The sequence below is a fragment of the Blattabacterium cuenoti genome, assembly GCF_014251755.1.
Lineage (GTDB): Bacteria > Bacteroidota > Bacteroidia > Flavobacteriales > Blattabacteriaceae > Blattabacterium > Blattabacterium cuenoti_AN.
This window is the reverse complement of the sequence record NZ_CP059200.1, coordinates 140017-165576: the sequence shown is the minus strand read 5'-3', so window position 1 is coordinate 165576 and position 25560 is coordinate 140017. Positions and strand designations below refer to the sequence as shown.

Below are 25560 nucleotides of genomic sequence, written 5' to 3'. Positions count from 1 at the left end.
ATGTATTTAAATTTGTTTTTCTATATTAGTAGATAGATCAAAATCAATTAAATAATGAAAACGATTCAATATGGGATTAACTTTTGTATCAATAAATTCTAAAGTTTGATCTGAAGAAAATCCTGTCAAATTTTTAGGATTTAAAATTTGATTTATTTTTTTTTCATGAATTGGTATTTTTTTATCATGTAAAATACGTTGAATAAAATCATTTTCTATTCCTTCTAGTTTAATTTTATCATTTGCTTCCATAGAATGAATTCGTATTCTTTCATGAATATCCTGTCTGTCTGCTCCTTTTTTTACACATTCTATAATAATATATTCAGTAACTAAAAAAGGAAGTTCTTCTTTTATATGTTTATCAATCATCTTGGGATATACGACAATATTTTCTAATATGTGATTCCAAATCATTAAAATAGAATCTACAGATAAAAATGATTGTCCTATAACCAATCTTCTATTTGCAGAATCGTCTAAAGTACGTTCCAGCCATTGAGTTGCTGCAACTAAGGATGAACTATTAGATAAAGAAACAACATATTTAGCTAAAGCGGCCATACGTTCACTACGTATTGGATTCCGTTTATAAGCCATAGCACTAGATCCAATTTGTTCTTTTTCAAAAGGTTCTTCCATTTCTTTTAAATTTTGTAATAAACGCAAATCGTTACTAAATTTATGAGAAGATATAGAGATATTGGATAGCAAATTTAATATCTGAGCATCTACTTTTCTATCGTAAGTTTGTCCTGTTACAGGAAATACATTTTGAAATTTGAATTTATTAGATAATTTTTTTTCTAAATCTTTTAATTTTTGTAAATCTCCATTAAATAATTCTTTGAAACTATCTGCTGAACCTACAGTTCCTTTTACTCCTCTAAAACGAATATTTTTCAATCGAAATTCTAGTTCTTCTAAATCTAAAAGAAGACTTTGTAACCATAAAGCAGAACGTTTTCCTACAGTGGTTAGTTGAGCTGGTTGATAATGAGTAAAAGCTAAAGTAGGAATATTATGATATTCTAGAGTAAAATTTCTAAGACGAAAAATTACATTAATTAATTTTTTTAATAAAATTTCCAATCCATCACGAATTAAAATAATATCCGTATTGTCTCCTAAAAACGCACTTGTAGCACCCAAATGAATAATCGGTCTAGCTATAGTTGCTTTTTCTCCAAAAGCATATAGATGAGCCATGACATCATGTCGAAATTTTTTTTCATAAAAAGAAACTCTATTCCAGTCAATGTCATGTAAATTATTTTTTAAATCAAGAATTTGTTCTTCGCTAATATTTAATCCTAATTCTTTTTGAATTTCTGCTAAATACAACCACAATTTTCTCCAAGTCAAAAACTTTTTTTTTGGAGAAAAATTATATAACATTTCTTGGCTACTGTATCGTTCTACTAAAGGATTTTTATATTTTTCCACACAAAAATATTTTCTAAATAATTAAAAAAATAAAGACTTATTTTTGATAATGTTTTGATTTCTTTCAGAACCTACAGAAATCAATAGAATTTCTAAATTTAGATAATTTTCAATAAAATTAATATATTTTTTACAATTTTTTGGTAAATTTTTGTATTCATGAATATGAGAAATATCTTGTTTCCATCCAGGTAAATCTATATAGATTCCTTTTATATTTTGTTTTAGATGTGCTGGAAAATATTGAATAATTTTTTCATTATATTTGTATTTTACACATATTTTAATGGTTTCCAATTCACTTAAAACATCTAATTTTGTAATAATTAAATAATTAACTCCATTAATCATACAAGAATATTTAAGAGATATCAGATCCAACCATCCGCATCGTCTTGGACGTTTTGTTGTTGCTCCATATTCATTTCCTTTTTGACGGATCACCTCTCCTATTTCATTTTTTATTTCTGAAGGAAAAGGACCAAAACCCACACGAGTACAATATGCTTTTGTTATTCCTATAAAATTTTTTAGAAAGTTTGGTGGGATTCCAGATCCTGTACAAACGCCTCCTGTAGAAGTAGAAGAAGTGGTTACATATGGATATGTTCCATAATTGATATCTAATAACATAGCTTGAGCTCCTTCAAACAAAATTTTTTTTTTGTTACGAAAAGCATCATGAATTTCATAAACGGAATCTACAAACCGATTAGATAGGATTTTGGCATATTCTATATATTCTTCATAAATTTTATGAAAAGAAAGAGGTTTTTTTTTGAAAATTTTTGTAAAAATTTGATTTTTAAGATTAATGTTATATTTTAATTTTTGATAAAAAACTTTTAAATTCAAAAAATCCAAAGCACGAATTCCTATTCGGGCGATTTTATCTTCATAAGTGGGCCCAATTCCTTTATGTGTAGTTCCAATTGATTGATCTCCTAAAGCTTCTTCTTGATATCGATCTAACAAACGATGATAAGGCATTGTAATATGTGCTCTTTTTGCTAAAAAAACTTGAGATGTATCGATCCCCATTAATTCTAAATTATCTATTTCTTGTATCAAAGATTTAGGATCAATTACTACTCCAGGACCAACAATACATTTTACTCCAGGATAAATCACCCCAGAAGGAATTAAATGAAGGACAAAATGACGATTTTTAATATGAATCGAATGACCTGAATTATTTCCTCCTTGATAACGGACTACATAATCTGAATTTTTAGCAAATAAATCTGTAATTTTTCCTTTTCCCTCGTCACCCCATTGGAGACCAACAATAACATTTGAAGGCATAATTTACATTTTGATCTTGATTCTTTTAACAAAGTTAATTGTTATAAACATATAAACATAATAATAAAAAAACATTTTAGTTCATTTTTTTTTAAATTTTCGTTTTATATGCTGGTAAGCTAATTTTGTAGCCTTTCTTCCTCTAGGAGTTCTAATTAAGTATCCTTCCTGAATCAGAAAAGGTTCATAAACTTCTTCTATAGTGTCCGAATTTTCACTCACAGCTGTTGCTATAGTATTGATTCCCACAGGACCTCCTTTAAAATGATCTATGATATATGACAGAATTCTATTATCCATTTCATCTAATCCATGTTGATCAACATTCAAAGATTGTAATCCTAAATTACAGATATGAATATCAATGATTCCATTTCCTTTAATTTGCGCAAAGTCACGGATTCTACGTAATAAAGCATTGGCTATACGTGGAGTTCCACGACTTCTATTAGCGATTTCATGAGATGCTTCTTCTGTTATTGGAATATTTAGTAATTTTGCACTACGATTTACAATATTGTTTAATAATTTTTTTTCATAATAATTAAGACGAAAATTAATACCAAATCTAGAACGCATAGGATCTGTAAGTAAACCTGATCTTGTAGTAGATCCTATTAAAGTAAAAGGAGATAAATCTATTTGTACTGATCGAGCATTAGATCCAGAATCTATGATAATATCTATTTTATAATTTTCCATAGCCGAATATAAATATTCTTCAACTATTGGAGAGAGACGATGAATTTCATCAATAAAAATTACATCATTTATTTTTAAATGGATCAATAAACCGGCTAGATCTCCAGGCTTATCTAAAACAGATCCTGAAGTAACAGTGAGGTTTACACATAATTCATTAGCTACGATATGAGCCAATGTTGTTTTTCCCAATCCTGGAGGTCCATGAAATAAAATATGATCTAGGGCTTCTTTTCTTTTTTTAGCAGCCTGAATAAAAATTTTCAAATTTTCCAATATATGATGTTGTCCAACAAAATCTTGAATTGTTTTAGGATTTAAAGATCCTTCTAAAAAATATGACACTATATATATATTTTTAACATTCCAATTCAGAATAAACTATGTATCCAACAAAAAAATAGCATAAAAAAATTCCAAGATTTTAAAAGATTTAAAATAGTATAATTGGTTAAATCGAATTGAATAGGAACAATAGATATATATCCATTCTTTAATGCCCATTCATCTGTATCAACTTTTTCATCTAAACTCAAAAATTCTCCTACTAACCAATAATAAGTTTTTCCTTTAGGATTATGACGTTTATCAAAACTTTCCTTCCATTTGGAGTCTGCTTGTCTACATATTTTAATTCCTTTGATTTGTTCTTTTTTTAATTTAGGAATATTCACATTCAAAGTGATTATTTTTTCCGGAATAGGATTGTAAAGGATTTTTTTTACAATCTGACATACATATTTTTTAGAGGGTTCAAAATCAGCATTCCAATCAAAATCCAAAAGAGAAAATCCTACAGATGGAATTCCCTCTATACTTGCTTCAATAATGGCAGAAATCGTACCAGAATACATAATATTTATAGAAGAATTGGTTCCATGATTTATTCCTGACACACAAATATCAGGCTTTCTTGGAAGAATATCACTGATTGCTAATTTAACACAATCTACCGGAGTTCCAGAACATTCCCATTCTTTTTGAATTCCATTATCTATTTTTACTGAATCACAATATAAAATCGTATTCATTGTTATTGCATGTCCTATTCCAGATTGGGGTTTATTTGGAGCCACTACATATACATCTCCTAAAAGATTCATAGAATGGACGAGTGCTCTAATACCTGGAGCTATGATTCCATCATCATTTGTGACTAAAATAATTGGTTTTTTATTCATTTTATATCATATAAAAAACTATTTATGTATAATTTTACTAATATTTTTCAATTGAAACATTATTGTAAATCTTAAAATAAAAAAACTGAATGATAAATAAATATATAATCATTGGTCTTTTTTTCATTTTTTCATTAAGTTTTTGTTCCCCATTAGGAGAACAAGAAAAACATAGTATAATACTCAAATCAATATATAAAACACTTTCTTTTTTACACCCTTCTCCTATTTCTATAGATAATGATTTTTCACAAAAAGTATATGATAATCTTTTTGACAAATTAGATAATCAAAAATGTTTTTTTATACAAAAAGATTTAGAAGATCTTTCTTTATATAGAGACAAAATAGACGATTTTTGGATTCATGGAGATCCTATTTTCTTCAATATTATTATGAAACGTTTTTTTCAAAGAGTAAAAAAAGCAGAATTTTTATGTTTTCAAATATTAAAAAAATCTTTTGATTTCAATCAAAAAGAAATATACATAGTTGGAGAACAAAAATTTTCTTATCCAAAAAATGAAAAAGAATGGATTGAAAAATGGAGAAAATACTTAAAATATATGACTTTATTAGAAATAATCACTTCTACAAAACAAAAAATAATCACTTCTACAAAACAAAAAAAAATCACTGTTACAAAACAAAAAAAAATTTGGAAAAACGCCTTTTTCAACGAAAAAAAAAGGTATATCAAAAAAGTAGAAAAATATATTCAGGAATATTTTAGGAAAATAAAAATAAAAAAAGAATCCGATTGGTTTTCCATATATGTTAATGTAATCACTTCTCAATATGATCCTCATACGAATTATTTTTCTCCTAAGGAAAAAGAAATTTTTGATGTAAATATATCTGGACAAACAGAAGGAATTGGAGTGGAATTACAAGATGATAAAGGGTTTCCCACTGTTGTTAAACTCATTGATGGTGGACCTGCGTGGAAAAACAAAAAAATAGAAATAGGAGATAAAATTATACGAGTAGCAAAAAACGTAAACTCAGAATCAAAAAATATTGTAGGAATGTTATTAGAAAATTCAATTCGTTTAATAAGGGGAAAAAAAGGAAGTAAAGTAAAATTAACTATTCAAAAAAAAAATGGATCTATAGAAGAAGTAACTCTCACTAGAGATATAATTGAACAAAAAGAAATTTTTGCTAAAAGTGTTTTAATTTTGGATAAAAATGGAGATAAGTATGGATTGATTTGTTTACCAGAATTTTATTTTAATCCTGCAAATAAAAATGGAAGAAATGCAGCTCAAGATATGAAAAAAATCATTCAAAAACTAAAAAAAGAAAATATAAAAGGAATTTTGATAGATATCAGAAATAACGGAGGAGGATCTTTAGACGCTGTGATAGAAATTGCTGGCTTTTTTTTAGGAAAAGTTCCTATTTTACAAATAGGAAAACCTAACAAAAAGAAAAAAATACTCAAAAGTCATGAAAATCAAATTTTATGGACAGGACCCCTTGTCATTCTTGTAAATGAGTTTTCTGCCTCTGCTTCTGAAATCCTCACTGCTGCTATCAAAGATTATAAAAGAGGAATTATTGTTGGAAGCGATCAAACATATGGAAAGGGGAGTATACAAACTATTTATCCATTAAATCGTTTTTTACATTTTAATGAAGGGTTAGGTGCCTTAAAATTGACCATCCATAAATTTTATCGTGTGAATGGAAGTTCTACTCAATTAAAGGGAGTGAATTCCGATATAGTTCTTCCAAGGAAGAATCCAAAAAATAATTGTTTAAAATTTATGGAAAAAAATCAAAATAATCCTATGAAATGGGATTATACAGATCCTATTCCTTCTATTCGTTATTTTTATCAAAATTTATATATAGAAAATATTAAATATAAAAGCATCAAACGTTTAAAAAAAAATAAGGATTTTATCACTATTTATAACACAATGCAATCATTAGAAAACAAATGTTTTAATGAAAACAAATTTTCTTTAAATTGGGAAGAATTGTTTTATGAAAATTTTAAAATAAAAAAAAGAAATGAGAAATTAAAAAAATTAAGAAACAATTTGAATACGTTTGAAACAAAAACCTTTTCTCTTTATTACAGAATTCTTTCAAAAGAATCAGAAAAATGGAAAAAAAATCTGAATAAAGATTTTTATAATATATCGGAATGTATTAATATATTACGAGATTTTAATGAAACACCGCAATAGGTTTGTAAACTTTTGCTACATCAGCTATAGCATCGTTTTCTTTTAAATGAATTAATCGAACTCCTTGAGTCGTTCTTCCCATAACTCTTATATCTGATATAGGTATACGTATCATAATTCCTGATTTTTTAATAATCATCAAATCATCTCGATCCGTGACATATTTTATGGAAATTAAACTTCCTGTTTTTTGAGTAATATTTATTGTTTTAATTCCTTTTCCACCACGATTAGTAATCCGATAATCTTTAATATTAGATCTTTTTCCAAACCCTTTTTCAGAAACAACCAATAAATGTCCTTTTTCTTTTCCTTCCACACATATCATTCCAATGACTATATCTTTATTTTTTATATTTATTCCTATCACTCCCGAAGAAGCTCTTCCAGTTGAACGAATTTTATTTTCTGAAAAACGAATAATCCTTCCACTTTTTACAGCAATCAAAACATGACTATCCCCCTTCGTTAGAATCGCTTCCATCAAAGAATCTCCTTTACGAATCACAATAGCATTGATTCCATCTTTTCTAGGACGAGAATAATTTTCTAAAGGTGTTTTTTTAATAATACCTTTTTTCGTAATCATCATGACATAATAATCTTTGACATACTTTTTGATAGAAAGATCTCCTGTTAATATATAAGCATTGACTTTATCTTCTGGTTGAAGACGAATAATGTTTTGTATCGCTCTACCTTTAGAAATTTTAGATCCTTCTGGAATTTCATATACTTTGAGCCAAAAACATTTCCCTTTTTTTGTAAAAAAAAGTAAATATTGATGATTTCTTGCTACAAGCAAATGTTTAAAAAAATCGGATTCTCTAGCAATAGCCCCTCTATTTCCTACTCCTCCCCTTCCTTGACGTTTGTATTCTGACAAGGATGTTCTCTTGATGTACCCTGCATGGGAAATAGTAAGTACGACCTGTTCGTTTTCAATTAAATCTTCTATATTTACCTTATATCCAGAATAATCGATTTGTGTACGACGTTTATCTTTGTACTTTTTTTGAATCTCTAAAAGTTCTTCTTTAATAATTTTGGTTCTTATGGAATGCTCTTTTAAAACATTTATAAAAAACTCTATTTTTTGAACAAGTTCGTCATATTCTTTTCTAAGTTTTTTGACTTCTAAAGAAGTAAGACTTTGTAATTTCATATCTAAAATAGATTGAGATTGATTTTTTGATATGTGAAATTTTTGAATCAGTCTATTACAAGCATCAGAACGATTTTTAGACTTTTGAATGAATTGAATCATGATATCTAAATGATCTAATATTTTCAAAAAACCTAATAAAATATGAATACGATTTTGACACTTTTTGAGTTCGTATTTTGTACGACGAATAATAACATTATGTCTATGATCAACAAAGTGTTGAATAAAACTTTTTATATTTAATTGAACAGGTTTTCCATTCACTAATGCTATATTATTGACATTAAAATAAGTTTGTAAAGAAGTATATTGAAACAATTGATTCAATAATATATTAGAATTTACATTGTGTTTCAAAATGTAAACAATACGTAATCCATTTCTATCCGACTCGTCACGGATCTGATAAATTCCTTCCATTTTACCTTCTTTTATCAATTCCACAGTTCTAGCGATCATATCCGCTTTATTGACTTGATAAGGAATTTCATCTACAATTATACATGGTCTTCCATGAAGTTCTTCAAAATGTACTTTTGCACGTAAAACAATACGTCCTTTTCCAGTGTAAAAAGAATTTTTAACACCATCATATCCGTAAATAATTCCACCTGTAGGAAAATCAGGTCCTTTGATATATTTCATAATCTGTTCTATAGAGATATCATTATGATCTATATAGGCACAAATAGCATTTATAGTTTCTGTTAAATTGTGAGGAGGAATATTAGTTGCCATTCCCACTGCAATTCCAGAAGATCCATTAATTAGAAGATTGGGAATTCTGGTAGGTAAAACCGTTGGTTCATCCAAAGAATCATCGAAATTTAATTGCATATCCACGGTATCTTTTTTTATATCCAACAACATTTCTTCAGAAATTTTTTTCATTTTTACTTCTGTATAACGCATAGCTGCCGGAGGATCTGCATCCAATGATCCAAAATTTCCCTGTCCATCTATTAATGGATAACGTAATGTCCATTTTTGAGTCATACGAACCATAGTATCATAAACAGAAATGTCTCCATGAGGATGATATTTACCCAAAACTTCTCCAACAATACGAGCAGATTTTTTATAAGAACTATTAGAAATAATTCCTAATTGGTACATTCCATAAAGAACTCTTCTATGTACCGGTTTTAACCCATCTCTAACATCTGGAAGAGCTCTGGATACAATCACAGACATAGAATAATCTATATAAGATGATTTCATTTCATCTTCAATATTAATAGAAATCAATTTTTCTCCTTCACTTTCATTCATTTTTTTGAAAAGATTAATTAATGTTATTATAAATTAATAAAAATATTTATATCAAAAAACTTTCCTTGATCAAGGAATATGGAACTTGACAATTGTAGGAACATTTTCCTATTTCTTTTAATAAAGAAAATTGAATTTGATTTTGTTCATTTTTTTTATCATGTTCCATAATCAGAAATAATTTTTGAATTTCAAAATCAGAAATTGGATTTTGTATTGGATATAATGCAGAAAGTGTAGATCTGATTTCTTTGTAATCAGATATGGATAAACCATTGATTTTGAAAGAAATCCATGATTCATAAATCATACCCATAGTTACAGCAATTCCATGCAATATTTTTTTATTTATATTCATTAAATAGCTCTCTAAAGCATGTCCAATAGTGTGTCCAAAATTAAGAATTTTTCTTAATCCTTTTTCTTTAGGATCTTGATCTACAATTTTTTGTTTAATGAATACAGATTTATGAATTAACTGTTCCCATTCATGTTTATGAATGATATTTTTTTGTATTTGATTCATTTGTTTCCAAAAACTTTTATCGGCGATCAAACCATGTTTGAACATTTCTGCCATTCCAGAAAAAATTTCTGAATGTGGAAGTGTTTTTAAAAAATGAGTATCTATGATTAAAAATTCTGGAACCGAAAAAGATCCTATTTCATTTTTTATAGAATCTAAATTCACTCCTGTTTTATATCCTATAGAAGCATCAACCATTCCTAATAAAGTTGTAGGAATATTAACAAAACGAATGCCTCGTTTAAATATAGAAGCTACAAATCCTCCAATATCTGTTATAACTCCTCCTCCTAAATTTAGGATTAAACTTTTTCTAGTTGCTTTAAATTTTTCTAAATGTTTGCATATTTGAATACACGTATAAATATTTTTTTCTTTTTCTCCTGATTTGATTTCAATAATATTAGATTTTTCTAAGAAATCTATGTAATGAAAAAGAATGGGAAGACAATGTTTATAGGTTTTTTCATCTACGAGAATAAATATATTTTGAATGGAATCTACTTGATGAAGTAAGTAATTTTTAAGCTTATCATAAGCCTCTTCATTAAAGTATATGAATTTTTTCATTTTCATGAATTTAGCCTCGTTTAACAAACAAAATTAACCAATTTTTTATTAATCAATGAAATAAAATATTTTACACAACCAAAAAATGATAAAAACCAAACCTATTGTAAAGAAAAATATATTAGGAAACCATCCTAAAAAATGGATAAATTTAAATAAGTACTCCATACAAAAAATAATATAATATATTAGTTTTTTTTTCATATTTTCATATGAAAAAAATATTTTTATTTTTTAGTTTTTATAAAAAATGGAAATATTTAACTTTGACTTTCATTATCATATTTGTAAAATGTCAGATTTTTGGGATTTTTTTCAACATTTATTTAATCCTAGATGGATATTTTTATATTTCGGAAATACAGCTTTATTTATTCTTTTAGCTATTGTATTTGCGGAAACAGGATTCTTTATCGGTTTTTTTTTACCTGGAGATTCTTTATTATTTACTGCCGGAATTTTTGGAAAAGATTTATGCAAAAATTTTTATAATGTACCTTTTTTTGTGATTATTTTAATTGTATCATGTGTGGCTATTCTTGGAAATATGCAAGGATACTGGCTAGGGTACAAATCCGGAAAATTGTTATACAATAGAAAAGATTCCTTTTTTTTTAAGAAAAAACATTTAATTTTAGCAAAATTGTTTTATAATAAATATAAAACAACGGCTCTTATTATGAGTCGTTTTCTTCCCATGTTTCGATCTTTTGCTCCTATTGTAGCAGGAGCAATTCGTGTAGATTTCAAAAAGTTTATGATATATAATATTATTGGAGCGCTTGCTTGGACCTTTTCTATTATGTTAGCTGGACATTATTTAGATAAACATTTTCCGGAATTAAAAAATCATCTTGAATGGATTATTTTATTGATTGTATTAATGACAACTTTACCAGTTTTTTTTAAAATGAAAATCAGTAAGAATAAAAAGAAAAAAATATTTATATAAATTTTTTTTTCTTTTTATAGATTCTTTTATAAAAAAAAAACTCTTGTATCAGAGCTTTACATTGATTTTTCATAATTCCAGATACAAATTCTGTTTGGGGATGTAATTTAGTTCCAGAATATATGAATCCTCTTTTTGAGGGATTAGAAGCTCCACAAACAACTCGTCCTATTTGAGACCAAAATAGGGCTCCCGCACACATAACACATGGTTCTAGGGTCACATATAAAGTACATTTTTTGATATATTTTTTTTTTAAATAATTAGAGGCTAAGTTTATTACTAACATTTCTGCATGTGCAGTAATGTCACATAAAGTTTCAGTTAAATTATGAGCTTTTGCTATAACTATATTTTGATATGTAATTGCAGCACCTATAGGAATTTCATTTTTATAAAAAGCAATAAAAGCCTCTTTTAAAGCTATTTTCATAAAATAAAAGTCTAAACACATTGTTCATTTTATTTTTTATCTCCTTTTCCTTTTCCTTTTCCTTTTCCTTTTCCTTTTTCTTTTTCTTTTTCTTTTTCTTTTCCTTTTTCTTTTCCTTTTTCTTCTTGATTTTCTTCTTGAGAACTTTTAATAATTGTACGGGAACTTTTTACCCGTGCTATCAGAGTATGAGAAGGATGTAAAATAGTATATTGATCATTATATAAATCTTCGACTATGATTCTATCTCCTATATCTAAAAAATTAATATTGAGTTCAATGGATTCTGGCATATTATATGGACTTGCTTTTACCTTTAATTTTCTAATAAAAGAATAATATTCTCCACCTTTTTCAACTCCAACAGGTCTACCAACCGTTTTTACGGGAATTTCTAATATAATCGGTTTAGATTGATCAATTTGGTAAAAATCTACATGTAATATTTTATTATTAACCGGATCAAATTGTATTTCCTTTCGAATGGCATTGATACTTTGATCATATCCCTCTATTTTAAGAGTAACACCATATATTTCTGTAGTAGATACTATTTTTTTTAAACTTTCTAATGAAATAGAAAACGGAATATTTATATTTTTTCCATACAAAATACATGGAATATATCCAGACATTCGAATAAATCGAACTGCTTTTTTTCCAATGTTTCTTTTATTTCCGTATATATTTACATATTTCATATTATAAATTTATTACTAATGGACTCGTCTTTATGTACTGATTGCATCACTTCCGCAAAAAGTGGAGCACAAGACAAAACTTGAATTTTATCATTTTGTTTCATTTGATTTATAGGAATCGTATCAGTCACCACCAATTCTTCAATTTCGGATTGATGTATTTTGTCATAGGAATTTCCTGATAGAACAGGATGAGTCGCTATCGCACGTATACTTTTAGCTCCTTGTTTTTTGATTAAATTAGCCGCTTCTGTTAAAGTACCAGCTGTATCTACCATGTCATCTATAAGTATAATGTTTTTATTTTTTACATTTCCTATCAAATTCATAAATTCTATTTCATTCGCTTTTTTTCTTTCTTTATAACAGATTACTACATCTGTACCTAAATAGCCTGCATAACTTCTGGCTCTTTTAGCCCCTCCCATATCTGGAGAAGCAATGGTTAATTGATCTATGTTTAATTTTTTAATATAATTAATAAATATTCTAGATGCATATAAATGATCTACAGGAATATCAAAAAATCCTTGAATTTGATCTGCATGTAAATCCATGGTCATGACTCTAGTAGCTCCTGAAGCAACTATGAGATTTGCTATTAGTTTTGCGGCAATAGGAGTTCTAGGTTTATCTTTATGATCTTGTCTAGCCCATCCAAAATACGGAATAACAAGTGTTATGTTATAAGCTGAAGCCCTACAAGCTGCATCACACATTAATAATAATTCCATCAAATTATCTACTGGAGGAAAAGTAGAACCAATCAAAAATACTTGAGATCCACGAACAGATTGTTCAAAACAAGGAGTATATTCTCCATCACTAAATTCTAAAAATCGTACTTTACCAATAAAATTTCCATAATAATAAGCTATATTCTTCGATAATTTTAACCCACTTCTTGTAGAAAAAAAGAAAACCTTTTGATTCATAGTTGTATTTTTTATTATGCAAAAATACTTTTAAAATTAAAAAAATAAATGCATCTTGATTAAGATCATGAAACAATATTTAAATTTATTAAAAAACGTATTAAAAAAGGGGATCAAAAGAGAAGATCGTACTGGCGTAGGAACAATAAGCCTATTTGGATATCAAATGAGATTTGATTTAAAAAAAGGGTTCCCTATTTTAACCACTAAAAAATTAAACATACGATCTATTATTTATGAACTATTATGGTTTTTAAAAGGAGAGACTAACATTCAATTTTTAATAAATAATCAAGTTAATATTTGGAATCAGTGGGCGGATGATAATGGAGAACTAGGTCCTATATATGGATTTCAATGGAGAAAATGGCCTACCTATGATGGACATTTTATCGATCAAATCGTTAATATTATAAAAGAAATAAAGTTTAATCCCAATTCCAGACGTTTAATTGTTTCTTCTTGGAATGTAGGAATGATTCAAAAAATGGCATTACCTCCTTGTCATTTGTTATTCCAATTTTATGTACATCAAAAAAAATTATCGTTACTTCTATATCAAAGAAGTGCAGATATTTTTATTGGATTACCATTTAACATAGCATCTTATGCTTTGTTACTTATTATGTTAGCTAAAGTTTTGAATTTAAAAGAAAAAGAACTCATTCATACTATAGGAGATGCTCATATCTATAACAATCATATTCAACAAATTAAACTACAAATAAAAAGAAATCCAAGACCACTTCCTAAATTGATTCTCAATCCTTATGTAAAAGATATTTTTCAATTTTGTTTTGAAGACTTTGAGTTAAAAAACTATAATCCTTTTCCTCATATTAAGGGAGATGTAGCCATTTAAAAATTTATCTCATTTTCTTTCTAATAACCAACTTTTAAAAACATTAAAATCATTGGATAATGATGTTGTTTTTATTTTTCTTTTTTTTTTCAAAAAAATTTCAAGTTCCTGATTAGAAACAATTTTTTTTTGCAAAAAAGGTGGCATATGATCTAAAAATTTAATAGGATGAGCTGTTTCTAAAAAAATAGCGGGGTCGGAAATATTATGAATTTTTTTTTGTTGTAAATATTTTCTAAGTCCTAAATAACCAATAGCCCCATGTGGATCTAGCATATATTTATATTTTTTCCATATCATTTTTATAATTTCTAGGGTTTCTTCATCCGTAAATTTATAGGAAAAAAGTTTTTTTCTTAATTGAAATATATTTTTTTGATATAAATGCCATATTCTAGAAAAATTGCTTGGAGCAGATATATCCATAGCATTCGATATAGTTTTTTTGACTGGAAGAGGATGGTATTTTTCAGATTTTAAAAATCTAGGTATAGTGTCATTTACATTTGTAGATGCAATAAAAGATTTTATAGGTAAACCCATTTTTTCTGCCATCATTCCTGCGCAAAGATTTCCAAAATTTCCACTAGGAACTGAAAAAATTAATTCTGTCGGATTTTCAACTATTATTTGTTTGTAAGCTATAAAATAATAAAACATTTGAGGAAGCCATCTCCCTATATTGATTGAATTTGCAGAAGTTAATATATATTTTTTTTTTACTTCTTGATCTAGAAAAGCTTTTTTAACCATGTTTTGACAATCATCAAAATTTCCATCTATTTCTAAAGCAAAGATATTATCTCCTAATGAAGTGATTTGTTTTTTTTGTATGGAACTAATTCCATTATATGGATATAAAATAATAACTTCTATTCCAGTTTTTTTGTGAAATCCTTTAGCAACAGCACCTCCGGTATCTCCTGAAGTCGCTACTAAAACCGTCACATTTTTTCCTAATTTTTCAGAAAAATAACTTAAACATCCCGCCAAAAATCTAGCGCCCACATCTTTAAAAGCTAAAGTGGGTCCATGAAATAGTTCTAATACATGAATATTATCATGTATGTTTTTCAATGGAAAAGAAAAATTTAAAGTATCATGAATAATATGATCAATAAATTTTTCTGGAATATATTTTCCAATATAAGGTTTGATAACAAACATGGCAATCGTATAAATATCATAAATCGGAAGTTTATGAATAAATTTTGGTTCTAATTTAGGAATACATTGAGGCATATATAATCCACCATCATACGATAATCCTGTTAAAACCGCATCTTTGAAAGAGACTAAATTTTTACAATTTTTCAAACTGAAATATAACATAATATATTTTTTTCTATAATTATTATTTACAATATTTGAGTCCACTTGATCCCTTTTGAATTGATAGGAGAAGTATAAGTTTTATAATCAACTTGTAACGGAGAATAGACTCTATTCATGACTTCAGTCACTTTTTTTGCCGTATAATTTCCTTTGCTAAGCATGAAAACAGAAGGACCTGAACCAGATATTCCACCTCCTAAAGCTCCTATTTCTTTACATTTTACTTGTAATTCATAAAAAGCTGGAATTAGCATTGATCGTATAGGTTCTACAATAACATCTTCTAAGGATCTACTGATTAATCCATAATCTTCTCGATATAAACCCGCTACTAATGCCCCCACATTTCCCCACTGTCTAATGGCATCTGTCATCAATATTTTTTGTTTTAGAATTTTTCTAGCATCAGATGTTCTGATTTCAATTTGTGGATGGATAATACTTACCCATAATTCATTGGGAATATGTAATTTAGTAATATCCAATGGTTGATAACTTCTGATTAATGTAATTCCCCCCATAATAGCAGGAGCGACATTATCAGCATGAGCTGTTTCACTTGCTACACGTTCTCCTTCCATAGCAAAACGGATTAACTGTATAGCACTAAAAGGATTTCCTAATAAAATATTAGCTCCATAAACAACACCAGCTGCACTAGCAGCACTAGATCCTATTCCACTTCCAGGACAAATATTTTTAATCAATTCAATTTCAAATCCTATTTTTTCTTTTTTATCAAATTTTTGTTTTTGTTTATACTTTTTCAACAAATATTGTAAAGCAACAAAAGCAGAATTTTTCATTGGATCATTAGGTAATGATGACCTATGTATTCGGTGTATACGTATTCCTGGATTATTGGATTTATATAAAAAAATTTCATCTTTAGGAAAATCTAAAGCCAATCCAATAACATCAAAACCACAAACCAAATTGGCAACAGTAGCTGGTGAAAATATTTTAATTCCCTTCATGACTTTTATTTAGTAGCTTTAATAATATCTGAAAAAACTCCAGATGCAGTAACTTCTGCTCCAGCACCCGCTCCTTTTATGATAAGAGGTTGTTCAGCATAACGATATGTATTATATAAAACCATATTATCTTTTCCTTCTAGTTGAAAAAACGGATGAATCTGTAAAACAGATTCTAATCCAACAGAAGCAATCCCATTTTCATAACGTGCAATAAAACGCAAACGTTTTTTATATTTTTCCGCTTTATTTCTAATTTTGAAGAAGTAATCTCTGTATTTATGTAATTTTTGATAAAAATCTTCTATAGAACTGGAATTTGAACAAGTTTCTGGAAGAAAAGATTTTTGATGAATGTCACTCAGTTCTAATGAACACCCACATTCTCTTGCTAAAATTAGTATTTTTCTCATGACATCTAATCCACTTAAATCAATTCTAGGATCAGGTTCCGTATATCCTTTTAATTGAGCTTTTTTTACAACTTCTAAAAAAGATTTTTTTCCTAAAAAATGATTAAATATAAAATTTAAACTTCCTGACAATACAGCTTCTATTTTATTAATTTTATCTCCACTATTAATTAGATCGTTAAGTGTACTAATGACGGGAAGACTTGCTCCTACATTAGTTTCAAATAAAAATGGAGCTTTGAAATGTCTAGAAAGTGTTTTTAATCTTTTATAATGATCATAATCTGATGAACAAGCTATTTTATTACAAGTGATCACTCCTATCCCATTTTTTAAAAATTTCTCATAAGTCATAGCCATTTCTTCACTAGCTGTATTATCAACAAATAAACTATTCCTAAGGTTAAATTTCCATACTTTTTCCATAAAGGAATATATATTCATATGAATGCCTTTTTGGTTTAGATTTTTTTCCCAATTACTTAAATTGATTCCATGATCATTAAAATACATTTTTTTACTGTTCGCTAATCCAATGACTCTTACTTGAAGCTTTAATTCTTTTAATAAGTAATTTTGTTGCTGATCAATTTGTTCCATCAATTTGCTTCCTACTTTTCCCACTCCACAAATGAAAAGATTAATTTGTTTTGGTGGACTTTCAAAAAAAGCTTCATGTAAAGTGTTTAATGCCTTTTTAAAATCGGTTTTTCTAATAACGGCTGATATATTTTTTTCAGTAGATCCTTGTGCTATCGCTCGAACATTAATACTATTTCTTCCTAAAGCCGAAAACATTTTTCCACTGGTTCCATGAAGATTTTTCATGTTATCTCCTACTACGGCAATAATGCAAAGATCTTTTTCTATTCTTAATGGATCAAGACGTCTTTGATGGATTTCTTGAGAAAATTCGTTATTTATTACAGTTTTTGCTTTGATTATATCCGTTTCATGAATTCCTGTAGTAATGGAATGTTCTGAAGAACTTTGAGTGATAAATATCACATTTATTTTTTCACGTGATAACGCTTCAAATAAACGTTTGGAATATCCAGGAATTCCTATCATACCACTCCCTTCTAAGGTAAGCAATGCCATATTTTGAATTCCCGATATTCCGGTTACAGGTTGACTTATATTTGTATTTTTATTAATATAAATCAAAGTTCCCGGATCTATAGGAGAAAAAGTATTTTTAATTTGTATTGGGATATGTTTTTTCATAGCAGGATGAATTGTAGGAGGATAAATGACTTTTGCTCCAAAATGGGATAATTCCATTGCTTCTTCATAAGAAATTTCTTTGATAGGAAAAGCTTGATTCACAATTTGTGGATTTGCTGTCATCATTCCACTGACATCCGTCCATATTTCCAATAAACTAGCAGATATAGCCGCAGCTAAAATAGCAGCTGTATAATCAGAACCTCCTCTTCCAAGAGTTGTCGTTTCGTTTTCTAACGTAGAACCTATAAATCCTGGTAAAACAATGTATTCTGATGTGTTTTCACGAAAATACTGAATAATATGATGATTACTTGTAATAAAATCTACTTGTGCACATCCAAACTGAGAATCTGTAATAATTAGATCTCTGCTATCTTTACAAATAGCGTCTAATCCAAATTGTTTCAATTTTTCTGCAATGAGAAAAGAAGAAGTCAATTCTCCAAAACTCATAATTTTATCTAAAGAACGTTTTGAAAGTTCTTCTACTTGAAAAATTCCATCACATAAACTTTCTAAATCATTGATATTTTTTTTAATCCAACTGATTAAATGGCTTTGATAGGTGATAGGAAACAATTCTCTTATAATGTTAAGATGGCGAATTTCGATTTCTTCTAAAATATTTTTATAAATATTTCTTCTTTCGGAAGCTAATTTTCCACATTGTATTAATTGATCCGTAATATTTCCTAATGCAGAAACAATAATAGCATATCTTCCTTTTGGTTTCTTTTCTAATAAAGAACAAATACGTTTTATAGCATCAGAATGAGCTACGGAACTACCTCCAAATTTTAAAACTTGCATTTTTTAATTATTTGTTTAAAACAATTTTCTCATTGTTCATGATGTTCACAAAAATAATGATAATTTATGGAGGCGTATTTTTTAATTTTTTTTCCTGAAAAAAAAAGTTTTTTTTATGTATTTATTTTTTAAATAAATCTTACCAATTCAATCCTTTTTTTTGAAGTTCTAAAAAGGATGAAAAACGATTCTATTTCTCTTTCATTATTATAATATTTCATAACTTTGAACCCCATATAACTGTTGTTTGTTAATAACGAATATTATGTTTTTTTTTATGAATTAAATTAAAGAAAGTATATGCATTTAACTTCTTATGAAAAGGAAAAAATTCTTCTGCATATGGCTGGAGAATTAGCAAAAAAACGTTTAAAAAGAGGATTAAAATTGAATTATCCTGAATCTTTAGCTTTAATTACTCATTATGTAATGGAAGGAGCTCGTGATGGAAAAACAGTAAAAGATCTCATGTATGAAGCAGGAAATATTCTGAATGATGAACAAATTATGGATGGGGTGTATGAATTACTGAATAGTGTTCAAGTAGAAGCGACATTTCCTGATGGAACAAAATTAGTTACCATACATCATCCTATCAAAAAAAATAGAAAAAAAAATTCTAATCTGATTCCAGGACAGTACGATCTACTAAAAGAAGAAATTGTATTATTACCTGGAAGATATCGTATAAAAAGAATTGTATCCAATACAGGAACTCGTCCAATTCAAGTAGGATCTCATTTTCATTTTTATGAAACCAATTCGGCCCTTCTTTTTGATAGAGAAGGAACTAAAGGATATAAACTCGATATCCCTTCTGGTAGATCTGTTCGTTTTGAACCAGGAGAAACCAAAGAAATTATTTTAGTCGAAATTGGAGGAAGTAAAAAAATTTATGGATTTTCAGGAAAAGAAAATATAACTATATGAATTTATGAAGAAAATAAATAGAGAATCTTATGCAAGGATGTATGGACCCACTCAAGGAGATAAAATCCGTTTAGGGGATACTTCTTTATGGATTGAAATAGAAAAAGATCATACTGTTTATGGAGACGAATGTGTTTTTGGAGGAGGAAAAGTTATTAGAGATGGAATGGGACAACATCCATTTGCTACAAGAGATGAAGGAGTTTTAGATTTAGTATTAGTTAATGCTATTATTGTAGATTATTGGGGAATTGTAAAAGCGGATATAGGAATTAAAAATGGAATTATTGTTGGAATAGGAAAATCTGGAAATCCATATTTTATGGACGGAATTACTCCTAACATGTATATTGGAGCGGGAACTGAAGTCATTTCTTCAGAAAATATGATAGTAACAGCTGGAAGTGTAGATAGTCATGTTCATTATATATGTCCACAATTGTTTAAAGTTGCATTAGAAAGTGGAACAACAACTATTATTGGTGGAGGATCAGGTCCAACCACTGGATCTATAGCCACAAATTGTACTTCAGGTGTATGGAATATTCAGAGAATGTTAAAAACAACAGATCATGTTCCTATTAATTTTATTTTTCTTGCCAGTGGAAATAGTTCTCATCCTGTTGCTTTAATTGAACAAATAAAAGCTGGAGCTGGTGGATTAAAAATACATGAAGATTGGGGGAGTACTTTTCATGTTATAGATCAATGTTTGACTGTTGCAGAAAAATTGGATGTTCAAGTTAATATACATACAGATTCCCTAAATGAATCAGGTTATGTAGAAGATACTTTAAAAACATTCAAAAATAGAACAATTCATATGTATCATACGGAAGGAGCCGGTGGTGGACATGCTCCTGATTTATTAAAAGTGATATCTTTTTCTAATATTTTACCTTCATCAACAAGTCCGACTATGCCATATACTTGTAACACTATAGATGAACATTTAGACATGTTAATGATTTGTCATCATTTGGATTCTAATTTACCAGAAGATATTGCTTTTGCTAAATCACGGATCAGATCTGAAACTATTAGTGCAGAAGGAGTTTTACATGATATAGGTGCCATTAGTATGACTAGTTCAGATTCTCAAGCTATGGGAAGAATAGGTGAAATCGTGAAACGAACATGGCAAACAGCTGATAAAATGAAAAAACAAAGAGGATTTCTGAATAAAGATCATACAAAAAACGATAATTTTAGAGTGAAAAGATATATTTCAAAATATACAATAAATCCCGCTATTACCCATGGTATTTCTGAATATGTTGGATCGATTCATATCGGAAAAATGGCAGATTTGGTACTATGGAAACCTTCTTTTTTTGGAGTCAAACCAGAATTAGTTATAAAAAGTGGGATGATTGTCTATGCTAGTATGGGAGATCCTAATGCTACGATCCCTACACCTCAACCATTGATGTATCGAAAAATGTTTGGATATTTTGAACCAAAATTAAGCTGTGTTTTTGTTTCAATAAATGCCATCAATAATGGTTTTTTTGAAACAAATAAAATCAAAAAACAAATAAAAATTGTAAAAGGATGTCGCACATTATCCAAAAATAATATGATATTAAATGGAGAAATTCCAAATTTAGAAGTTGATCCCAAAACTTATAATGTTTATATCAATGGAGAAAAAATAGTTTCTCCTCCTTCTGATATTTTACCACTTTCTCAAAGATATTTTTTATTCTGAAAAAAATACCCAGGGCGGGATTCGAACCCGCATGATGTAAAATCACTGGATTTTGAGTCCAACGCGTCTGCCTATTTCGCCACCTGGGTTTTTTTTATGAATTAGTTGAAATTAGTCTTTTTATTTTAATTCTCAATTTTCTTAAAAAAGAAAATTCTTCATCATTTTTTTCATGTAATAAATAAATAACTCTTTTTATATTAGATAAATAAATTAGTTTACAACATTCTTTACATGGAAAATGAGTGATATATATGGAAGCTCCTTCACAAGATAAAAAAGAAGAGGACATTTTTAATATTGCATTTGCTTCTGCATGAAGGACATACCATTTAGTATTTCCGTAATGATCTTCACAGATATCATCAAAACTATTTGGAGTACGGTTATATCCATCCGATATGATTCGGCTATTTTTCACTATAACAGCTCCTACTTTTTTTTTTTACAAAAAGAAAATTTTGAATGTTCAATCGCCGTATTCATATATACGATATCATCGTTTTTTTTATAAATCATAATCAATATGAAAAAAATATGCAGTATACAAAATACAAAAATTAAAGATTTGATAAAAATTTATCAACAAAAAAATTATATGAATATTTTTTTTGTTGAAGGAATCAAAGAATTCGAAATGGCTATAAAAGGAAAATTTTTACCCAAAAAAATATTCATATGCGAAAAAATATTTCATAAATATAATATGATTAAGCCATTTTATTCCATAACCTTTATTATTAGTATGAAAATTTTTAAAAAATTAGCATACAGAGAAAATTCAGGTGGAATTATCGCTTTATTTAAAGAAAAAAAATATATGAATCAATTGAAAAATATTAAAATTTCTAATAAAAATTCTTCTTTAATACTTATTTTAGACGGAATAGAAAAACCTGGGAATATAGGAGCGATGTTAAGAATAGCTGACGCTGCAAATATTCATATGATAATACTATGTAACATGAAAACTTATGTCTATAATTCTAATATTATTAGATGTAGTTTAGGCAGTCTTTTTACAAGAAAGATTTTTATGGAAAAAATAGAATCAATTATATATTGGTTACAAAAAAATAAAATAAAAATTATTGCAACAGGATTTGATAAACATAAAAAAGCTATAAATTTATACCATACTCAATTTCCCCATAATCATATAGCTATCGTTTTTGGTTCCGAAAGCAAGGGAGTATCCAATTTTTGGTTAAAGAAAGCCAATCAAATTATAACTATTCCTATGTTTGGAAATATAGATTCATTAAATGTTAGTAATGCAATGTCTATCATCATATATGAAATTCTTAGACAAAGAAATTATGCCATATAATTCATTGATTATCTATGTTTTTCATAAATATAATCGATTTTCAATTTTTTACTTTTAGCAGCTGTCACAGACAATCTATCGCAATAATCATTTACATAATGATGATTATGGCTTTTTATCCAATGAAATATTACAGAATGTTTATAAAATAAATCTAAAAATCTTTTCCACAAGTCTATATTTTTTTTATTTTTAAAATTATTTTGTTTCCATTTATTAATCCATTTATTTTGAACAGTATTTATTATGTATTTAGAATCAGTAAAAACAACAATATTTTGTTTTTTATTTTCTATTTTTTCTAATCCTATTATCACTGATAATAGTTCCATTCTGTTATTCGTTGTATAACGAAATCCTTCAGAAATTATTTTTCTGTTATAAAAATGCCCCCAAAATATTTCTATAAAAATTCCATATCCTCCTGGTCCAGGATTTCCTTTTGAAGAACCGTCAGTATAAATATGAATTTTTTTATTCACGAATAACTCATATTAATTATTTTTTTTTTCACGTTCAAATTTTTTTAGTTGATATTTGATTAAATTGAAACATTTTTCTTTCAAAAAATTCTTATCTTTTAAGGATAAATTCTGGGTTGATATGGAATGATGTTGTTTAATCCTTATTTTACCTGGTCTTCCTTTTATAATCGAAGAACTAGGAAATTTTGTTTTTATGTCAGCTATTGTAAAAGGAATAATAGGAATTCTTTTTATAATAGCGATAAAAAAAGCTCCACTCTTAAAATGGTCTAAAAAAATATAAGGTTTAGGAACACCACCTTCTGGAAAAATACAAACACTTTTTCCAGAATCTACTTTATCTTTTATTTTTTTAAATACTTGTATACAACTTGATAAGTTTTTTCTATCAATTAAAATATTACTTTTTTTGTAAACAAAACCAAAAAAAGGAAGTTTGGCTAATTCTGCCTTTCCCACAAAAACCAAAGGATGATTTTTCATCACAGAGTAAATTAACATAATATCCATAATGGAACTGTGATTACTGATAATTACGTATTGTTGATTTTTATCTAATATTTCTTTATCTTTCTCTAATACATACCAAAATCCCATGAAAAAAAGATTACTTCTAGCCCACATTTGGTGAAACCAATACGCAATGGGATAGTGTTTTTCTTTAAATAAAAACGGGATAGAAGCTCCTGCCCATAAGGGAATCAAAAATATATTAATGAGAAAAAACCATGTACGCCATAACAATATCAATGATATTTGTATAATTTTCATTATTAAAATTTAATAGAAATATATAAAATTCATAATATTTTAAACAAAAAATGTTTCAAAAACAAAGAGTTTCATTTAATAGTAGATAATGTATAACATAAGATATGACAATATGTCATAATATACTTTAATTTTGACTTGAGTGATGTAATGAAAAAATTTGTTTGTTTTTATATTTTATATAAATTCTTAGTACATTTATTTAGGTGAAACAATGAATAAAAATGAGTATAACGAAAGATCGTTTAAATTTTAAACCTTTTGAATATCAGTGGGCTTATGATTATTGGTTTAAACAGCAAAATGCACATTGGTTACATACGGAGATTAATATGCAATCGGATATTCATGATTGGAATGAAAATCTTTCTTTTCAGGAAAAAAATGTAATTGGGGATATTTTAAAAGGATTTACTCAAACAGAAACAGAAGTTGGAAATTATTGGTCAGAAATGATTCCTAGGTGGTTTCCTATTCCTGAAATAAAAATGATGGGCCAAACTTTTGGATCATTTGAAACAATTCATGCTGTAGCTTATTCTTATTTGAATGATATTTTGGGTTTAGATGATTTTCATGCTTTTTTGAAAGATGAAGCGACAATGAATAAGTTGAAAATTTTAATGGATATTAGAAAAAGCTCGCATGGACAGTACGATCAAAAAGAAATAGCGAGAAGCATTGCTTTATTTTCTGCAGCTGCAGAAGGAATACAATTATTTTCTTCTTTTGCAGTTTTACTTTCTTTCAGAAAATCAAATCGTTTAAAAGGAATAGGTCAACAAATTATTTTTTCTGTTAGAGATGAATCTTTACATTCGGAAGCGGGATGTAAAATATTTCGTACTTTTTGTGAGGAAAATGAGGGATTAAAAAAATCGGTTGAAAAATTTGTTTATCAAGGAATAGATTTAGCATTGAGGAATGAATTTATTTTTATTGATCAAATATTTGGAAAAGGAGATCTTTCTACTATTAAAAAAGAAGATCTTAAAAATTTTATGAAAGATAGAGCAAATTTGAAATTGAGAGAATTAGGGTTGAATGATTCATATCATATCAATAAGGGTCTGTTATCTAATATGGATTGGTTTTATATAACAATATCTGGAGAGCAACAAACTGATTTTTTTGATAATCGTGAAACGGGATATAGTAAACCTAATGAAGATTGGAATGATGATCTTTTTATTTCTTCTAATTTAGAAAATGTGTATGATAAAAAAAAATCAGAAAATAAAATATTAAAAATTTTATTAAAAAATAAAAAACAAAATTTGGGAGGATCTGAATGTATTTCTTGCGAATCTTAAC

The 25560-nt window shown here is 27.6% G+C and carries 21 protein-coding genes, 1 tRNA gene and 1 pseudogene; 7 read left to right on the top strand and 16 right to left on the bottom strand.

All coding sequences use genetic code 11. From position 1 onward, the window contains the following. Positions 1 to 6 precede the first annotated feature (6 nt). The 4 genes from purB to surE all read right to left on the bottom strand — a co-directional run bounded on the left by purB (position 7) and on the right by surE (position 4634). Positions 7 to 1446, bottom strand: a complete 1440-nt coding sequence (gene purB / locus H0H57_RS00780; protein WP_185863934.1) for an adenylosuccinate lyase — start codon at positions 1444 to 1446, stop codon at positions 7 to 9. Between the two features lie 21 nt (positions 1447 to 1467). Next, positions 1468 to 2751: an adenylosuccinate synthase gene (locus H0H57_RS00775; RefSeq protein ID WP_185863933.1), complete on the bottom strand. Its 1284-nt coding sequence runs from the start codon at positions 2749 to 2751 to the stop codon at positions 1468 to 1470. Positions 2752 to 2832: 81 nt separating this feature from the next. Continuing rightward, entirely contained in the window at positions 2833 to 3798 is a 966-nt protein-coding gene (gene ruvB, locus H0H57_RS00770) for a Holliday junction branch migration DNA helicase RuvB (protein ID WP_185863932.1), read from the bottom strand. Between the two features lie 26 nt (positions 3799 to 3824). Beyond that, on the bottom strand, positions 3825 to 4634 hold the full coding sequence (gene surE, locus H0H57_RS00765) for a 5'/3'-nucleotidase SurE (RefSeq protein ID WP_185863931.1): 810 nt from the start codon (positions 4632 to 4634) through the stop codon (positions 3825 to 3827). 89 nt (positions 4635 to 4723) lie between these two features. Here surE and H0H57_RS00760 point away from each other — a divergent pair, with 89 nt between their 5' ends. Next, positions 4724 to 6835: a carboxy terminal-processing peptidase gene (locus tag H0H57_RS00760; protein ID WP_185863930.1), complete on the top strand. Its 2112-nt coding sequence runs from the start codon at positions 4724 to 4726 to the stop codon at positions 6833 to 6835. On the opposite strand, the gene gyrA is transcribed toward H0H57_RS00760, so the two are convergent. Continuing rightward, complete coding sequence (gene gyrA / locus H0H57_RS00755) at positions 6816 to 9275, bottom strand: DNA gyrase subunit A (RefSeq protein ID WP_185863929.1); 2460 nt, start codon at positions 9273 to 9275, stop codon at positions 6816 to 6818. The two genes, H0H57_RS00760 and gyrA, sit on opposite strands and share 20 nt — an antisense overlap. A gap of 46 nt (positions 9276 to 9321) precedes the next feature. Next, positions 9322 to 10377 carry a 3-dehydroquinate synthase gene (aroB, locus tag H0H57_RS00750; RefSeq protein ID WP_185863928.1) on the bottom strand — a complete coding sequence of 352 codons (1056 nt, stop codon included), beginning with the start codon at positions 10375 to 10377 and terminating at the stop codon, positions 9322 to 9324. Between the two features lie 286 nt (positions 10378 to 10663). Between aroB and H0H57_RS00745 the strand changes: the two genes are divergently transcribed. Continuing rightward, on the top strand, positions 10664 to 11323 hold the full coding sequence (locus H0H57_RS00745) for a DedA family protein (RefSeq protein ID WP_185864074.1): 660 nt from the start codon (positions 10664 to 10666) through the stop codon (positions 11321 to 11323). On the opposite strand, the gene H0H57_RS00740 is transcribed toward H0H57_RS00745, so the two are convergent. Genes H0H57_RS00740 through H0H57_RS00730 form a run of 3 tightly spaced genes read right to left on the bottom strand, consistent with a single transcriptional unit; the run spans position 11316 to position 13392 of the window. Further along, positions 11316 to 11756: a nucleoside deaminase gene (locus H0H57_RS00740; RefSeq protein ID WP_185864073.1), complete on the bottom strand. Its 441-nt coding sequence runs from the start codon at positions 11754 to 11756 to the stop codon at positions 11316 to 11318. The genes H0H57_RS00745 and H0H57_RS00740 overlap by 8 nt on opposite strands. Before the next feature lie 29 nt (positions 11757 to 11785). Further along, positions 11786 to 12457, bottom strand: coding sequence for a 50S ribosomal protein L25 (locus H0H57_RS00735; RefSeq protein WP_185863927.1), 672 nt, complete (start codon positions 12455 to 12457; stop codon positions 11786 to 11788). Beyond that, positions 12454 to 13392, bottom strand: a complete 939-nt coding sequence (locus H0H57_RS00730; RefSeq protein ID WP_185863926.1) for a ribose-phosphate diphosphokinase — start codon at positions 13390 to 13392, stop codon at positions 12454 to 12456. Before H0H57_RS00730 ends, H0H57_RS00735 begins: the two co-directional genes overlap by 4 nt. A 67-nt stretch (positions 13393 to 13459) precedes the next feature. Here H0H57_RS00730 and H0H57_RS00725 point away from each other — a divergent pair, with 67 nt between their 5' ends. Next, a complete protein-coding gene (locus tag H0H57_RS00725) occupies positions 13460 to 14254 on the top strand; it encodes a thymidylate synthase (protein ID WP_185863925.1) in 795 nt (264 codons plus the stop codon). 9 nt (positions 14255 to 14263) lie between these two features. On the opposite strand, the gene thrC is transcribed toward H0H57_RS00725, so the two are convergent. From thrC to thrA, 3 genes are read right to left on the bottom strand one after another with little or no spacing between them, the layout of a single operon-like run. Then, positions 14264 to 15586, bottom strand: a complete 1323-nt coding sequence (gene thrC / locus H0H57_RS00720; RefSeq protein ID WP_185863924.1) for a threonine synthase — start codon at positions 15584 to 15586, stop codon at positions 14264 to 14266. 26 nt (positions 15587 to 15612) lie between these two features. Further along, on the bottom strand, positions 15613 to 16566 hold the full coding sequence (locus tag H0H57_RS00715) for a homoserine kinase (protein ID WP_185863923.1): 954 nt from the start codon (positions 16564 to 16566) through the stop codon (positions 15613 to 15615). A gap of 5 nt (positions 16567 to 16571) precedes the next feature. Further along, the gene (gene thrA / locus H0H57_RS00710) at positions 16572 to 19019 is read right to left on the bottom strand and encodes a bifunctional aspartate kinase/homoserine dehydrogenase I (RefSeq protein ID WP_185863922.1); all 2448 of its coding nucleotides are present in this window, start codon (positions 19017 to 19019) and stop codon (positions 16572 to 16574) included. Between the two features lie 300 nt (positions 19020 to 19319). Between thrA and H0H57_RS00705 the strand changes: the two genes are divergently transcribed. Both H0H57_RS00705 and ureC read left to right on the top strand, forming a co-directional pair. Next, positions 19320 to 19949, top strand: a complete 630-nt coding sequence (locus tag H0H57_RS00705; RefSeq protein ID WP_185863921.1) for an urease subunit gamma — start codon at positions 19320 to 19322, stop codon at positions 19947 to 19949. A 4-nt stretch (positions 19950 to 19953) separates the two neighbouring features. Beyond that, positions 19954 to 21660: an urease subunit alpha gene (ureC, locus tag H0H57_RS00700; protein ID WP_185863920.1), complete on the top strand. Its 1707-nt coding sequence runs from the start codon at positions 19954 to 19956 to the stop codon at positions 21658 to 21660. Between the two features lie 6 nt (positions 21661 to 21666). Here the strand turns inward: ureC and H0H57_RS00695 are convergent. Both H0H57_RS00695 and H0H57_RS00690 read right to left on the bottom strand, forming a co-directional pair. Further along, positions 21667 to 21749, bottom strand: a tRNA-Leu gene (locus H0H57_RS00695). Between the two features lie 5 nt (positions 21750 to 21754). Beyond that, positions 21755 to 22179: pseudogene (locus H0H57_RS00690) on the bottom strand (deoxycytidylate deaminase). Between the two features lie 7 nt (positions 22180 to 22186). Here H0H57_RS00690 and H0H57_RS00685 point away from each other — a divergent pair. Then, positions 22187 to 22990 (top strand): RNA methyltransferase, encoded by an 804-nt coding sequence (locus H0H57_RS00685; RefSeq protein ID WP_185863919.1) that lies wholly within the window; start codon positions 22187 to 22189, stop codon positions 22988 to 22990. Between the two features lie 8 nt (positions 22991 to 22998). Here the strand turns inward: H0H57_RS00685 and H0H57_RS00680 are convergent, their stop codons facing one another. Then, a complete protein-coding gene (locus tag H0H57_RS00680) occupies positions 22999 to 23472 on the bottom strand; it encodes a ribonuclease HI (RefSeq protein ID WP_185863918.1) in 474 nt (157 codons plus the stop codon). Between the two features lie 12 nt (positions 23473 to 23484). Beyond that, a complete protein-coding gene (locus H0H57_RS00675; RefSeq protein ID WP_185863917.1) occupies positions 23485 to 24246 on the bottom strand; it encodes a lysophospholipid acyltransferase family protein in 762 nt (253 codons plus the stop codon). Between the two features lie 224 nt (positions 24247 to 24470). Between H0H57_RS00675 and H0H57_RS00670 the strand changes: the two genes are divergently transcribed. After that, a complete protein-coding gene (locus H0H57_RS00670) occupies positions 24471 to 25559 on the top strand; it encodes a ribonucleotide-diphosphate reductase subunit beta (RefSeq protein ID WP_185863916.1) in 1089 nt (362 codons plus the stop codon). The last annotated feature ends 1 nt before the right edge of the window (position 25560 follow it).